Annotated in this window: 19 protein-coding genes; 5 read left to right on the forward strand and 14 right to left on the reverse strand. The window is 65.2% G+C overall.

Annotated elements, in window-relative coordinates; all coding sequences use genetic code 11:
- Positions 1 to 16: 16 nt before the first annotated feature.
- From ABIB51_RS10195 to ABIB51_RS10245, 11 genes are all read right to left on the reverse strand, one after another.
- Positions 17 to 439, reverse strand: a complete 423-nt coding sequence (locus ABIB51_RS10195; protein WP_354187832.1) for an ASCH domain-containing protein — start codon at positions 437 to 439, stop codon at positions 17 to 19.
- A complete protein-coding gene (locus ABIB51_RS10200; protein WP_354187833.1) occupies positions 436 to 768 on the reverse strand; it encodes a hypothetical protein in 333 nt (110 codons plus the stop codon). The genes ABIB51_RS10195 and ABIB51_RS10200 overlap by 4 nt, the downstream gene beginning before the upstream one ends.
- Positions 765 to 1,838: a DNA translocase FtsK gene (locus ABIB51_RS23200; RefSeq protein ID WP_502916109.1), complete on the reverse strand. Its 1,074-nt coding sequence runs from the start codon at positions 1,836 to 1,838 to the stop codon at positions 765 to 767. Before ABIB51_RS23200 ends, ABIB51_RS10200 begins: the two co-directional genes overlap by 4 nt.
- Positions 1,839 to 2,136: 298 nt before the next feature.
- The gene (locus tag ABIB51_RS10210) at positions 2,137 to 2,568 is read right to left on the reverse strand and encodes a hypothetical protein (RefSeq protein ID WP_354187834.1); all 432 of its coding nucleotides are present in this window, start codon (positions 2,566 to 2,568) and stop codon (positions 2,137 to 2,139) included.
- A 112-nt stretch (positions 2,569 to 2,680) separates the two neighbouring features.
- On the reverse strand, positions 2,681 to 3,097 hold the full coding sequence (locus ABIB51_RS10215) for a hypothetical protein (protein WP_354187835.1): 417 nt from the start codon (positions 3,095 to 3,097) through the stop codon (positions 2,681 to 2,683).
- Positions 3,087 to 4,502 (reverse strand): ParB/RepB/Spo0J family partition protein, encoded by a 1,416-nt coding sequence (locus ABIB51_RS10220; protein WP_354187836.1) that lies wholly within the window; start codon positions 4,500 to 4,502, stop codon positions 3,087 to 3,089. Before ABIB51_RS10220 ends, ABIB51_RS10215 begins: the two co-directional genes overlap by 11 nt.
- On the reverse strand, positions 4,499 to 4,864 hold the full coding sequence (locus tag ABIB51_RS10225) for a hypothetical protein (RefSeq protein ID WP_354187837.1): 366 nt from the start codon (positions 4,862 to 4,864) through the stop codon (positions 4,499 to 4,501). Before ABIB51_RS10225 ends, ABIB51_RS10220 begins: the two co-directional genes overlap by 4 nt.
- Positions 4,861 to 5,049 (reverse strand): hypothetical protein, encoded by a 189-nt coding sequence (locus ABIB51_RS10230; RefSeq protein ID WP_354187838.1) that lies wholly within the window; start codon positions 5,047 to 5,049, stop codon positions 4,861 to 4,863. The genes ABIB51_RS10225 and ABIB51_RS10230 overlap by 4 nt, the downstream gene beginning before the upstream one ends.
- Complete coding sequence (locus ABIB51_RS10235; protein WP_354187839.1) at positions 5,046 to 5,303, reverse strand: hypothetical protein; 258 nt, start codon at positions 5,301 to 5,303, stop codon at positions 5,046 to 5,048. The genes ABIB51_RS10230 and ABIB51_RS10235 overlap by 4 nt, the downstream gene beginning before the upstream one ends.
- Positions 5,300 to 5,824, reverse strand: coding sequence for a hypothetical protein (locus tag ABIB51_RS10240; RefSeq protein ID WP_354187840.1), 525 nt, complete (start codon positions 5,822 to 5,824; stop codon positions 5,300 to 5,302). Before ABIB51_RS10240 ends, ABIB51_RS10235 begins: the two co-directional genes overlap by 4 nt.
- Before the next feature lie 156 nt (positions 5,825 to 5,980).
- A complete protein-coding gene (locus ABIB51_RS10245; RefSeq protein WP_354187841.1) occupies positions 5,981 to 6,196 on the reverse strand; it encodes a MerR family DNA-binding transcriptional regulator in 216 nt (71 codons plus the stop codon).
- Between the two features lie 180 nt (positions 6,197 to 6,376).
- Here ABIB51_RS10245 and ABIB51_RS10250 point away from each other — a divergent pair, with 180 nt between their 5' ends.
- The 4 genes from ABIB51_RS10250 (at position 6,377) to ettA (ending at position 9,777) form a co-directional block, all read left to right on the forward strand.
- Entirely contained in the window at positions 6,377 to 6,703 is a 327-nt protein-coding gene (locus ABIB51_RS10250) for a helix-turn-helix domain-containing protein (RefSeq protein WP_354187842.1), read from the forward strand.
- Positions 6,704 to 6,973: 270 nt separating this feature from the next.
- A complete protein-coding gene (locus tag ABIB51_RS10255; protein WP_354187843.1) occupies positions 6,974 to 7,522 on the forward strand; it encodes a single-stranded DNA-binding protein in 549 nt (182 codons plus the stop codon).
- Positions 7,523 to 7,552: 30 nt separating this feature from the next.
- Positions 7,553 to 8,062: a DUF6993 domain-containing protein gene (locus ABIB51_RS10260; RefSeq protein ID WP_354187844.1), complete on the forward strand. Its 510-nt coding sequence runs from the start codon at positions 7,553 to 7,555 to the stop codon at positions 8,060 to 8,062.
- A 32-nt stretch (positions 8,063 to 8,094) separates the two neighbouring features.
- The gene (ettA, locus tag ABIB51_RS10265) at positions 8,095 to 9,777 is read left to right on the forward strand and encodes an energy-dependent translational throttle protein EttA (protein WP_354187845.1); all 1,683 of its coding nucleotides are present in this window, start codon (positions 8,095 to 8,097) and stop codon (positions 9,775 to 9,777) included.
- Positions 9,778 to 9,948: 171 nt separating this feature from the next.
- Here the strand turns inward: ettA and tesB are convergent, their stop codons facing one another.
- A complete protein-coding gene (gene tesB, locus ABIB51_RS10270) occupies positions 9,949 to 10,929 on the reverse strand; it encodes an acyl-CoA thioesterase II (RefSeq protein ID WP_354187846.1) in 981 nt (326 codons plus the stop codon).
- A gap of 63 nt (positions 10,930 to 10,992) precedes the next feature.
- Here tesB and ABIB51_RS10275 point away from each other — a divergent pair, with 63 nt between their 5' ends.
- Positions 10,993 to 11,652 (forward strand): DUF8185 domain-containing protein, encoded by a 660-nt coding sequence (locus tag ABIB51_RS10275; protein ID WP_354187847.1) that lies wholly within the window; start codon positions 10,993 to 10,995, stop codon positions 11,650 to 11,652.
- A 10-nt stretch (positions 11,653 to 11,662) separates the two neighbouring features.
- On the opposite strand, the gene ABIB51_RS10280 is transcribed toward ABIB51_RS10275, so the two are convergent.
- Both ABIB51_RS10280 and ABIB51_RS10285 read right to left on the reverse strand, forming a co-directional pair.
- Positions 11,663 to 12,121: a globin gene (locus ABIB51_RS10280; protein ID WP_354187848.1), complete on the reverse strand. Its 459-nt coding sequence runs from the start codon at positions 12,119 to 12,121 to the stop codon at positions 11,663 to 11,665.
- Between the two features lie 2 nt (positions 12,122 to 12,123).
- Positions 12,124 to 12,789, reverse strand: coding sequence for a mechanosensitive ion channel family protein (locus ABIB51_RS10285; protein WP_354187849.1), 666 nt, complete (start codon positions 12,787 to 12,789; stop codon positions 12,124 to 12,126).
- Positions 12,790 to 12,836 lie beyond the last annotated feature (47 nt).

Genomic DNA, 12,836 nt, shown 5'->3' on the forward strand with positions numbered 1-12,836 from the left:
GTTTCGGGTTGGCTGCTCACGGGGTCTCTGCGAGATTCCAGAGACCGAGCTTGCCGGTCTCAGGGAAGGGGCAGGCCAGCGGTCGGGGATTGGCGAGCTCCCAGTGGTAGGAGCCGCGCTGCGCCCATTGCGAGCAGATCCATTCGCCTTGGCCGCCGACGGGTCGTTTCATGCAGTCAGCGGAGTGGTGGCAGCCGACGACGTCGACGGTTCCGAGGACGTATCCGAGCTTGTCGATAGTGTGCCGGACGTGCAGAGCCGCGTCCTGCAATGCGTTTGCAAAGAGAGTGAAGTGGAAGGCTTCATCGTCTGCGAGGGTCTTGGCGGCGTGGATATAGAGCTGGCCGCGGTAGCTGGTTGGCTTGGAACGGTTCTCTACGTCCTTGCCGGCGTTGATGATGGACCACGCCCAGGGGTTTTTGACGGTGAGGGCTTTCACGATTCCTCGATCCTTGGTCCGAGGACCAGCTCGGCGTCGATTACTTCCGCCGGGTACCTTCCGGGGAGCGCTGGGGCCTTCTCTTCCTCCGACATGAGCATTTCCAGCGGACAGTCCAGGAGGTGCGGGCGGCATTCAGGCGGGTGCTGGATACCGTACGAGGTAGGCCGAATCTCCAGAACGTGTCCGGGCCGGCGGAGAGGGTCAACGGCGTCGGCAGCGGCGAGCGCCTCCGTTGCGTAGCCCATGAATTCGGCGCTGACCTTTTCCGAGGTCCCGTAGGCGCCGATGACGCGGGCCACGGCTTCGACGCGTGGGTCGGTGCTCATTCGGAGTCTCCGAGTGCGTCGAGGGCTTCCTGGAGCTGCTCGGGTTTGAACTTCACGTCGCGGGCGTGGGAGCCGATGGAGGGTCCGACGATGCCCGCGGTTTCGAGGCGCTTCATGATCTTGCCGGCGTTCGCGAAGCCGATGCGGAGTTTGCGCTGCAGCATGGACGTCGATCCGAACTGGGTGTTGATGATGAGCTCGGCGGCCTGCTCGAGGAGTGCGGCGTCTTCGAAGATGCTGTGGACTTCTTTCGAAAGGTCGCGGGTGAGGGCGTCCGGGTCGGAGGCGTTGATGACAACCGGGCCGGACTCGGATCCGGAGTGGAAGCCGCGGCCGCGCTTGAGGAGGTCCGCGGCGGTCTTGGGTTCGATGTCGATGATCTCGGGGAGGCGGTCGATCCAGCCTTCCCGCCACTCTTTGAGGTTAGCGGCGAGCTTTGTGTCGTCGGCCGAGCTGACGGGCATCAGCAGTCCGAGGAACGACGGTCCGCAGCTGATGACGATGGAGCTGTCACTGCCGGTGGGCTCGATCAGGAGGGGCTCGCCGTACGCGGAGCCGGCCGCGGCGAAGGTCTTCAGGAACCGGGCGTTCGTCGCAAGGCGAGGAGGGACGCACTTCTCGGCGAGGATGGACCCGATCAGGGTGGGGATCAGGTTGCGTGCGAGCGCCTCGTTCTCGGAGCGGGGGATCTGGAACAGCTTGCCGGGAAACAGGCCAGAGATGTCTGTGAAGGTCAGTTTGTCGTCCTCTACGTGGATCCGGAGTGCCTGGCCGATTTCGTCGTCCGGCTGGCTGCTGCCGGAGCGGAACAGCTGGAGCAGTTCCTTGGCAACGTCCAGGTCAAGGTCGAAGGCGTCATCGGCGATGCTGCCGGTGAGCCCGGTGGACTCCCACACGCTGGCGATCGCGAGGGCGATGCTCACGCGGTTCGTGGCGGAGACGTACAGGTTGTTGGGGGTGGCGGTGAAGGCCACCGCCCGGAGGCCCGGCAGCTTCGCGTCCGTGTCTGCGTGAGGGATCACCGCCTGCAGCGCCTGGCGGAAGTCCAGGGTGTTGACGTCCAGGATCATCGGTTCCTCTTCTAGTTGGTGTGGTTGGGGCCGGAACATGCGCATCGCTTGGCGCCGCCTGCTTCGGTTCTCGTGACCGCGATGCACTTGGACCAGCTGCCGTCGCGGCCGTGGAAGTGGCCGCACCTGGTGCAGTAGGAGTGCATTGATCTGGCTCCTTCGCCGTCACGGGTGTTCGGGGGGCCGCCCGGATTCGAACCGGGCCCCGATCGCCTACTCCCTCATGGGGGGATTGGTTTCGGCGGGTGGGTTTCCTATCGGCCCCATGTGGTGCCGGCTATTCGGCCGGCACCCGGGTCTAGCGCTTGCCTTCGGCAGGGATTCCCCGTTCGTCCCGTCCTGCTCGGAAGGCTGCGAGGCCGAAATCGTTGGCAGGCTTCACGTTGACGGCGGTTGCCGGACCCTTGGGCGCCCGAGGCGGGGGAGTCAGTGCCGTTCCGGACTTGACTGCTTGCCGGACTTTGGCCTTGTCAGTGGCGAGGGCGGCCTCTTTGGCTGCCCCTTCGGGGTACCGGACGTAGACGCTGAACGTTTTTCCGTCCTTATTACGACGCGCCGTTCCTTCGCACCCGGCGCGCTTGAACGCCGGGGGGATGCTCGAGGATTTCCACTCTTTGTTGACACAGGCCCAGCGGCCGGGGTTGTTCTTCAGTTCGGTGATTATGCTGTCGTAATGTTCGTCGCGCTTGAGTAGGCGGACAGGCGGTTCTTCCCACAGGATTTCGACCATTGTTTTGCCTTCCTTCAGGAGCAGCGGCATTCGCCGGTCTGCATGTTGATGACGCCGTTGCACGAACCGCAACGCTCTACCTTTTCGGGCCGGGTGGCCTCGACCTTGGGGCTCAAGGGTTCTCGGTCCCGTCCAGGTTCGTTCCGGACTGCCGGCAGGCGCCCACGGTCAGGTGCCCCACGCTTACCGCGCTGTACCGGTCAGAGTGGATCCGGTCCCGCGCAAAGATGGCCGGCACAATGCGGTCCCGCTCCCAGAGCGTCAGCAACCAGGAGCCATCGGCCATCTGCCGGACACCGGCCCGCGGGTACTTTGCATCGCGGCGGCCGCGGAACGGGGACTCCGGGTCAATCCGGCCCGCGTCCGGGGCCTCGTCCTGAGCCACCGCTTCGACGTGGGCCAGGACGGCGGCCTTGGCCTTCCAGAGTTTCCCGACCGGCCCGAGGACGTCGAGGATCTCGGGCCGGTACCCGCACGCGCAGACGGGCTCGTTCCACGGGTTGCGCTTGAGGAAGTGATCAATCATCATCGGAACCGTCCTCGTCCTCGTCCTCGTTGGCGCGGTCGGCCTCGGCGGCGGCGAGCCGGGCGGCCTTGGCTTCGACTTCGGCAGCGCGCTTCTCGTCGATGTAGATCATGGCTTCCTGCTCGATGTCGCTGTAGGTGTAGCCGAAGACGGTTTCGACCTGTGCGCGGTGCCTGGCGCAGTAGTCCTGGCCCCAGTGCGTGGGTCCCCAGCCGTCGACGGATTCGAGCTCGCGCTCTTCGTAGGAGCGCCCGGCGATGAGGTCCAGCGCGTCGAGCTGGTGGGTACTGAAGTCCTTGATGGCTTCGCGGATCACGCCCTTGGCGGAACCTTCCGGGAGGTCGAAGAGCTGGCTCGCCAGCGGATCGGTCAGGCGCCCGGCCACGGTGGCGATACGTTCCTGGCGGATGTGCTCCAGGAGCGAAGCGGAGGGCTTCAGGATCGCCTCTTTGAGGAACTGGCGGCGGACGTGCGCGGCGACGGCCAGACCGGCGTCGAGGGCCTCACAGCGCAGGCGGTCCGCCTGCTCGTCGGGAGTCTCCGGCTGCGGGGCCGCCTCAGCTACTACAGGGGCCTGATCCTTGGGGAGGATCCAGACCGGCTTACCGTCGCCGGAAGAGACGTAGGCCGTATGGCCGGCGGTGACATGCTGCTCCTCGGTCCAGTCCTCGAAGTCCTTGAACCGCCGCGCTGACACGAACTCAGATGCTGCGTCGTAGGTGTCGACCGGCTCCGTAACCTCGGCCCCAAGCGCTTCCAGACGGGCCGTGGTCGCCACCGAGGCCGCACGGGCAGCGACCTGCCGGCGGAGTCGTTCAAGGACATACGGCCAGTTGTACGAGCCGTGGTTTTCGAGGAGCTCGGCAGTGGCCTCGGCATCGTCGTTGAACTCGGCCAGGATCAGGGCATCTTCGAGGGTCATCTGGTGCTTTTCGATCTTGTCAATCGCGCCCTGGGGCAGGGTTGTCAGCTTCACGCGGTCTTTGACCAGGCGCTGGGATCGACCGAGGTTCTTGGCCAGCTGCTTGACCGTGTATCCGGGGTACGACAAAACCGACTGCAGGCCGTAGGCCTCCTCCATCAGGGTCAGGTCCGCCCGCTGCGTATTCTCAACGAGCATGGCCTCGATCTGCTTGGGCTCGGTGTTCAGATCCGCTCTGATCACGCAGGGAAGCAGATCCAGATTGGCCAGCTGGGCGGCCGCGTAACGACGGTGCCCGGCGATGATGATGTACCGGAACGGCTTGTCATCCCACTGGCTGAGGTCCGGGGCTACCACGAGCGGCTGCATGATGCCCTGGGCGCTGATGCTATTCGCCAGATCGGTGACGATTCCGACGTCCTTCCGGACGTTCTTCGGGTGGACGAGAACCTGATCGACGCGGAGTTCTTTGAAGTTGGTGCTCACTGGTCGGCCACCTCTCGTACAAACTCAAGGAGCTCGCGGTCAGCCTCGGTGGAATCGATCTCCGCGAGGCTTTCCACAGCGAGCGCCGCGCTCAAGGCGTCCTCTGCCTGCTTGGCCGTTGCCCGGGCCTTGGAGAGCTTGGCTGCGGCAGTGATTGACTTGCGGAGCAGTACGTTTGCCTGGGCGACTTCGTAGGGGCGGGACATGGCGACGGCCGGGGCCGGGTAGATCGGGGCCGGGGGAGTGAGGCGGGGCGGTGCAATGCGCTGCGCGTTGGGCGGAGTGTGGTGCAGCATGGCCGAGGGTGCTGGGTTGCCGAGGAACTCCTGCTCGGTCATCGGATCTACGGGCTGTTCGGTCATTTCTGGTTTCCTGTCTCAAGTACGAATCCCGCGGCACCGGCGGCGAGGAAGATCACGCCCAGCACGTAGGCGGAGTTGAATGTCGGGAACGCTGCGAGCACCGCGAGCGCGCCGAGGATGAGGAGCGGGCTGTAGAGGAAGAGGCGGCGGCGGTTCCGGAAGGTCCGGGCACACGGCGCGTTCACTGTTTTGCTCCGGCCGCAGCGGGGGAGCGGTACTCGTGGATGGAGAAGTTCGCTCGGGGTGTGCCGTCGACGAGGATTTGTTCGGTCAGGACGTCCACGCTGATCTTCTGCGGGACGGGCCATTTCGTCCTGGCGTAGGTCGTCAGCTGGGTGGTCAGTTCGTAGTTGTCCCGGTAGTGGAGGTTGGCGCGGTCCTTGTATGGGGCGTGGCCGACGGGCTGGACGACAGCGAAGCGCCTGATTCGCGTCTTCACCGGAGGCCACCGGCGAGGCGGACAGATTTGCTGATCTGGTCGGCGATCATCGCGGGGCTCGGGGCGGGGGCGGAGTGGAAAGCTATGTATTCCGAGAGGTCCGCGTCGGCGAGGTTGTGGTCTTCCTCGTCATCTGGCCTGGCGTCGTCGACTCCGGCGTCTTCGCGTTCCTCCTGCTCGTCGGAGGCCTCCAAGATGGCGGTCTCGTACCGTGCCTCTGACTGCTCGATTTCGATGAGCAGGTTCGTGGTCAGCTTGAATAGGTCCTGCACCAGCACCTCGACGTGGGCCAGCGCGGCGCCGGCATTGCCGGTTCCGTCGAAATCTTTGAGCGTTCTTACACTGGCGAGCAGCCGCTCGGCTTTATGCGTCACGTGGCCGACGAGGGCGTGCCGCTGGTTCCGGACCAGCGCGAGGTCTTTGTCAGTGATCGAAGGCTGCAGCGCTACCCAGTCCTCTGCACCGAAGTAGAGGTTGCGGGGAAGATCCGTGGGGGATTCTGAAGGACTTCGAGCGTCCATTGATAGACTCGATTCTGATTCGAGCGTCAGCATTCATTTGATTGGGGGCTGACGTTTGGGTTGGGTTATGGGCGGTTCAGTGGATTCTTTGGCGAGAGGTCACTGGACCGCCCTTCTTACTGCCTGCCGGCTGTGCCTGGCAGGACAACTTAGGAATCAGGCGGACCGAGCTGTCCGCTGGTCGACGCGTGGGGCCGCATGCGCCGCTGCCAGGGCATCGATGGTTACTTCTGTGAAGCGGTGATGGCCCCCGGGAGTTGTGACGTCCGGGGTGACAATGCCGGCGTTAACCCACCGACGGACCGTGGCGATGTTGACGCCGAAACGGTCCGCGACTTGGCGAGTAGTGATATGCACCGGTTGTGTGTTCATGCCCGTAGCTTGCCACGCATATACAAGTAGTGTCAAACACCACAATAAGTACTTGTAGGGTGTCGCTGCGGCGCCATGTAGGGACTGCGCGGCTCGCGAGAGGCCCTGGCGTGCGGAAACGCACTAGCGGGGCAATGTTAGGTATTGCGCTTTATGCACTACTTGTGTAATTCTTTCCACATGAGCACACAGATGCATGAGTCGTTTGTTCCTCGCACAAACAGTTTCGGCGCGAGGCTGGCACTGATCCGTTGGCAGATGGGCTGGAACATGAAGGAAGCTGCGCTTGCTTGCGGCTTCTCCCAGCAGTCTTGGCGCGGATGGGAGCTTCAGGGGCACGATCCCCGGGGCTTCGCCGAGGTTGCTGAGCGCATCTCTGAGCGGACAGGCATCGACGAGTACTGGATCCTGACTGGCAAAGAGCAGTCGGCCGGCCCGGGGGGGCCTGGTGAAGGGGAGTCTTCCCCAAAAATTGAGCAGGTCTCGAAGTCTCAGCCTTTGGATTAGAAGGCCGCTGCTCTATCCCCTGAGCTACTGGGGCACGTCTGGCGCTCCGCCCGGCTGCTGCCGGGGGATGCCTCCAAGAGTTTACAGTGCCGGGCGTCCGAAGGTAGATATCATCGCCCGACGGGTTGGCCGCGCGGCCCGACCTGTCCCCAACAAGCCCTGCGGGTCTTGGTTTTCCACATGCCGCCGTCCGGCCCTCCCCGAAGCGTGTCCGTTGCCCGAAGCTGAAATTGCCTGCTAGGGCACGACAATTCGAGACAGGACATGAGAATGAGTGACAACATCACGGTCCGTGGCTTCGTTGCCTCGGAGATCAGAAGCTCAACGACGCCCGGTGGCGTGGCTACGGCGTCGTTCCGGCTGGGCTCCACGGAACGGCGTTATGACCGCGCCTCCAGCACATGGATCGACGGGAACACCAACTGGTTTACGGTCCAGGGTTATCGTCAGCTGGCTGGAAACATCGGCTGCAGCATCAAGAAGGGCCAACGCGTCATAGTCGTCGGGCGGCTGAAGATGCGGAGCTGGGAAAAAGACGGCCGGATCTATCACGTGGCCGAAATCGACGCCGAATCCGTCGGCCACGACCTCATGTGGGGATCCGCGAACTTCATCCGCATGGCCGCCGCCCACGCCACATCCGTGCCGTCCGCAACATCTGCCGCGGATGAGGACGAGGGGCCGGGGCGGCATCCGGAAGCAGGCGCGGACGCCGACGCTGACGGGGAGGAATCCCACACCACCTTCATGGACGATGCCAGCGGCGAGCTCGAGGAGGTCGATGAGGAGACCGGCGAACTGAAAGGAGCCGCAGCCTGATCCCCGGCGGCCGCGTGGCAGAATTGCCGGATGATACGGGCTGGACCGGGCATGTGGCAGGCGACAGCCCTCGGCGTCGCCGGGCTTTCCGTCCTGCTCAGCGCAGGCTGCTCCACAGCCACAGCCACAGCCACTGGCTCGGCCTCGGGAGCAAACGTCAGCGGGAACAGTTTGAGTGTGGCCCCGCCGCAAACCGGGGCGGCGTCTGCCCCGCAAACATCCGCTTCCCCGGCCGCCCCAGCCACCCAGGCCGCGCAGGCCCGGCTGGAGACGGCTTTGCGGCAGGCTGCCGGCAGCGGCAATCCCAGTTCCGGACAGCTCCGCGAAGCGGTGACCGCGGCCGGGTTCGCCGCCGGGGACGTCCAGGTCGCTGCGAGCCGCACGCCCACGGGCCTCGAAGCCGACGCGGTCGAGGTCGGGGTGAGGGAGGGCGACGGCTGCCTGGTCGGCCAGGTCCGGAAGGGGACGGTGAACGTCATAGTTTTGCCGGTCCTCGCGGACGGGCGCTGCCTTGCCGGTGCAGCAGCGCCCGGAATGTGAGTTATCCGGGCCAAGCCACTAGATTTGTAGGCATGGCGGAATTTATCTACACAATGACCAAGGCCCGCAAAGCCGTTGGCGAAAAACTTATCCTCGACGACGTCAGCATGTCCTTCTTCCCAGGGGCAAAAATTGGCGTCGTTGGCCCGAATGGTGCCGGTAAATCCACCATTCTCAAGATCATGGCCGGCCTGGACACGCCCTCAAACGGCGAGGCAAGGCTCAGCCCCGGCTACACGGTCGGCATCCTGCTGCAGGAGCCGCCGCTGAATGAAGACAAAACCGTCCTCGGCAACGTCCAGGAAGGCGTCGGCGAGATCATCGGGAAGATCCAGCGCTTCAACGAGATCTCCGAAGAGATGGCCAGCCCGGACGCTGACTACGATGTCCTTCTTGAGGAAATGGGCCAGCTGCAGGAAGCGATTGACGCCGCGGATGCCTGGGACCTCGATTCCCAGCTCGAGCAGGCCATGGACGCCCTCCGCTGCCCGCCGGCCGATGCCGACGTCACACTGCTTTCCGGTGGTGAGCGCCGACGCGTCGCCCTCTGCAAGCTCCTGCTCCAGAAGCCGGACCTGCTGCTCCTCGACGAGCCCACCAACCACCTCGACGCCGAGAGCGTGCTGTGGCTTGAACAGCACCTCTCCAACTACCCCGGCGCCGTCCTCGCCGTGACCCACGACCGTTACTTCCTCGACCACGTGGCCGAATGGATCGCCGAAGTGGACCGCGGACACCTGTACCCCTACGAGGGCAACTACTCCACGTACCTGGAGAAGAAGCGCGCCCGCCTGGAAGTCCAGGGCAAGAAGGACGCCAAGCAGGCCAAGCGCCTCACCGAGGAACTCGAGTGGGTCCGCTCCAACGCCAAGGGCCGCCAGACCAAGTCCAAGGCCCGTCTGGCCCGCTACGAGGAAATGGCTGCCGAGGCGGACCGCACGCGCAAGCTCGACTTCGAAGAAATCCAGATCCCGCCGGGACCGCGCCTCGGTGGCCTGGTGCTGGAAGCGAAGAACCTCCAGAAGGGCTTCGAGGACCGCACCCTGATCGACGGGTTGTCCTTCACCCTGCCCCGCAACGGCATCGTCGGCGTCATCGGCCCCAACGGTGTCGGCAAGACCACCCTCTTCAAGACCATCGTCGGGCTGGAACCCCTCGACGGCGGCGAGCTGAAGATCGGTGACTCCGTTAAGATCTCCTACGCGGACCAGAGCCGCGGCGGCATCGACCCGGACAAGACCCTGTGGGAGGTCGTCTCCGACGGTCTCGACTACATCCAGGTCGGCCACGTCGAAATGCCGTCCCGCGCCTATGTGGCCGCCTTCGGCTTCAAAGGCCCGGACCAGCAGAAAAAGGCAGGTGTGCTCTCCGGTGGTGAGCGCAACCGCCTGAACCTGGCACTCACGCTCAAACAGGGCGGAAACCTGCTGCTCCTCGATGAGCCGACTAACGACCTCGACGTCGAGACCCTCAGCAGCCTCGAAAACGCCCTGCTCGAATTCCCGGGCTGCGCCGTCGTGGTCTCGCACGACCGGTGGTTCCTGGACCGGGTGGCCACGCACATCCTGGCCTACGAAGGCGACGAGGAAAACCCCTCCAAGTGGTACTGGTTCGAGGGCAACTTCGAATCCTACGAGGAGAACAAGGTCGAGCGCCTCGGCCCCGATGCGGCCAAACCGCACCGCGTGACCCACCGCCGCCTCACCCGCGACTAGGCACGCGAGGCCGCCGGGCCACGACGCAGAAGGCCGGCTCCCCTCTGGCGGTTTCTAGGGGTCGTTGCAACTCCCAAAAATTCTGGGTGTTGCAACGACCGCTAGAACCCAAGACTGGGGAGCCGGCCTTTTTGTGTGTGCCGCTGGGCAGTTTGACCCGGGAGGGGCGGGTCAGCCCCGCTCGGCCTTGCGCATCTGGTGCTGCAGCACCTTGGACTGGACGGCGCCCCGGACCTTGTTCTTCAGGTCGGTCGGGACCCGGATCATTCCCTCCTGCGCCACCGTTGCCACGTGCTGGCCGTCGCGGCTGAAGATCTTGCCCGTGGCCAGGCCGCGGGCTCCCTGCGCGCTGGGGGACTCCTGGACGTACAGGAGCCACTCGTCCACGCGGACGGGCCGGTGCCACCACATGGCATGGTCCAGGCTGGCCACGGACATCCCCGGCGTGATCCAGCTCATCCCGTGTTTGCGGAGGATGGACTCCAGCAGCGTGTAGTCGCTCGCGTAGGCCAGGGCCGCCCGGTGCAGGTCCGGGTCCTCCGGCATGGGCCCGAACGTCTTCATCCAGACCGCGTTGCGTGCTTCCTTCGGACCCTTGGCCGAGACGTACAGCGCGGGATCGACGTGCCGGATGTCGAAGGGCCGCTCATAGGCCCAGTGCCGCGCCACCGGATGATCGAACTTCCCCAGGAGGTCGGCAGTGCTGGGCAGTGATTCAGGGTCCGGAATGCCGGCCGGCATCTCGGACTGGTGCTCGATGCCCTCGTCCTCGTCCTGGAACGAGGCGATCATCGACAGGATGGGCATGCCCTCCTGGTACGCATGGACCCGCCGGGCCGAGAACGACCGGCCGTCCCGCAGCCGCTGGACGCCGAAGGTGATCGGCTTGTTCGCATCTCCCGGCCTGAGGAAATAGCCGTGCATCGAGTGCACGCTGCGGCCCTCGGGGACGGTGCGGCTCCCGGCAATGAGGGACTGCGCCAGCACCTGCCCGCCAAAGACGCGTTGCCGCGGCTGCTGCTGCGAGGGCCCCATAAAGATGTCCTCATCCGTCCGGGCACCCTCCAGCTCGCCGAGGTTCAGGAGTTCGATGAGCGAGGATGTGGGGTCCTGGGCGGGCAGCCCCTGCAATCCGGCTTCGGCTTCAGTCATGGACTGACTCTAGACGTCACCACGGCACCGCTCAAAAGAGGCACAACCGGTAGAGTCCATATTGTGTCTGACGTCCTAACCCAGCCCCTGCAGTTCACCGATCCCCGAGACCTCGCGGACCTGCGCACCTTCGCCACCCGTGCCAGGTCCATCGACGACGGCGCCATCCGGCTCCAGGCCTCGGGCCCGGTCCTGGCCGCCTACGTGTGTGTGCTCCGGCCCCGGCTGCTCGGGGAATCCACGCCCACCATCCTCGGCCTGCGGACCATGGCGCTCGCGCAGCCTGCCGAGACCGACGTCACCGTACCGCTGTCAGCGGTGCTTGACCGGCTGGCCCGGGCGGGGGAGAACGACGTCGAGCTGCCGCTGCCGCCGATGACCGCCACTGAATCCTGGGCCGGCGTGGGCGCACCGCGGACCGGCTGGGTCCAGGTGGGCACCCTGCAGGATGCGGCGTTGCGGCAAGCAGCCGAGGCCGGCATCACTGAGGTGGCCGCCATCCTGCCGGACAAGCCCGGCGCACTGATCGTTAACAACGCCCGCGCCACCGTGTGGGGGCGGGACCTCCCCGGATCGGGCGGACTGCCGGCGGGGGCCGCCTTCGCGGCGCTTACCCTCGGCTTCCTGTCCGACGGCGAGCAGCAGCTCTACCGCGCCGGCCGCTGGTTCCGGCTCAGCGGCAGCCGCGGGCACGTGCTGGCCCGCACCGGCTCCGGACTCTAAGCCCGCCGGACTAGGCTCCGGACGGGCTGTTCACCATGGAGAGGGCAGCCCGCTCCATGTAGTCCCACAGTGTCCCCTCGTGCAGCGGCGGGAGCTGCAGGGCATCCACGGCGGTGCGCATATGCAGCAGCCAGCGGTCTTTGGCCTCCGGCGTCACACGGAACGGCTGGTGCCGCATCCGCAGGCGGGGGTGCCCGCGCTCTTCACCGTATGTTGTGGGTCCGCCCCAGTACTGTTCGAGAAACATCAGGAAGCGCCGCTTTGCGGGGCCGAGGTCCTCTTCCGGGTACATCGCCCGGAGCAGCGGATCCGTCGCGACGCCGTCGTAAAAGACGTCGATCAGCTTCACGAACGTCTCGTGGCCGCCAACGGCGTCGTAGAAGTTGTCGGTGTAGCCGGGCTGGCTGAACGGGTCGTTCTGCATCAGCTGCTTGGGCTGCCGGGGTTCGCCGGCCAGCGGGATCGTCATTTTTATTCTCCGGCTTTCTGCTGGGTGGCCGTAGCGGCGTCGGGAGCGGCCTCCGCGGCCGCCGCGGGAGCGACGTACGTGCCCTGCGAACGGTTCCCCACGCGCAGGATCTCGCCGTTGCGGAGGTACCAGACGGTGCCGTCTTCAGCCCGGACCCGGGTGATCCGCAGGCCCATGGCTTCAACCTCGCCCACCACCTCGGACGTTTCTATGATGTCGCCGATCCCGTACTGGTCCTCGATGGTGATGAAGATGCCGGCCAGGAAATCCCGGATCAACTGCTGGGCACCGAAGCCGATGGCCACACCCAGGATGCCCACGCTGGTCAGCAGCGGCGCAATGTTCACGTTCAGGTTATTAAGTACGTACATGATGGTGATCACGGCGACCAGGACGCTGACGACGCTGTTGAGCAGCGAGCCGATGGTGTTGGCCCGCTGGACCCTGCGCTCGTGGTCCAGGGCACGGAGTGCAGGAGCCACCCAGCGGAAGTGCGGCTTCTTGAAGAATGTGGTTCCGGCGGCAACGCGTTTGGTAATCCCGGCGATCACAAATGTCGCCACGAGCCACACGGCAACACCGACCCCGATGCTGATGAGGATTCCGGGAACGTTGATGTCCGAGATATCCGGAGGGGTGATCGGGGTAGTCGTGGTCAATCCGTACATCGTCTGGGGGTGCTCCTTGCCGTAGCGCTCTAGCGCCCTGCTGCCGG

The sequence above is a fragment of the Arthrobacter sp. UYCu712 genome (genome assembly GCF_040547005.1).
GTDB lineage: Bacteria > Actinomycetota > Actinomycetes > Actinomycetales > Micrococcaceae > Arthrobacter.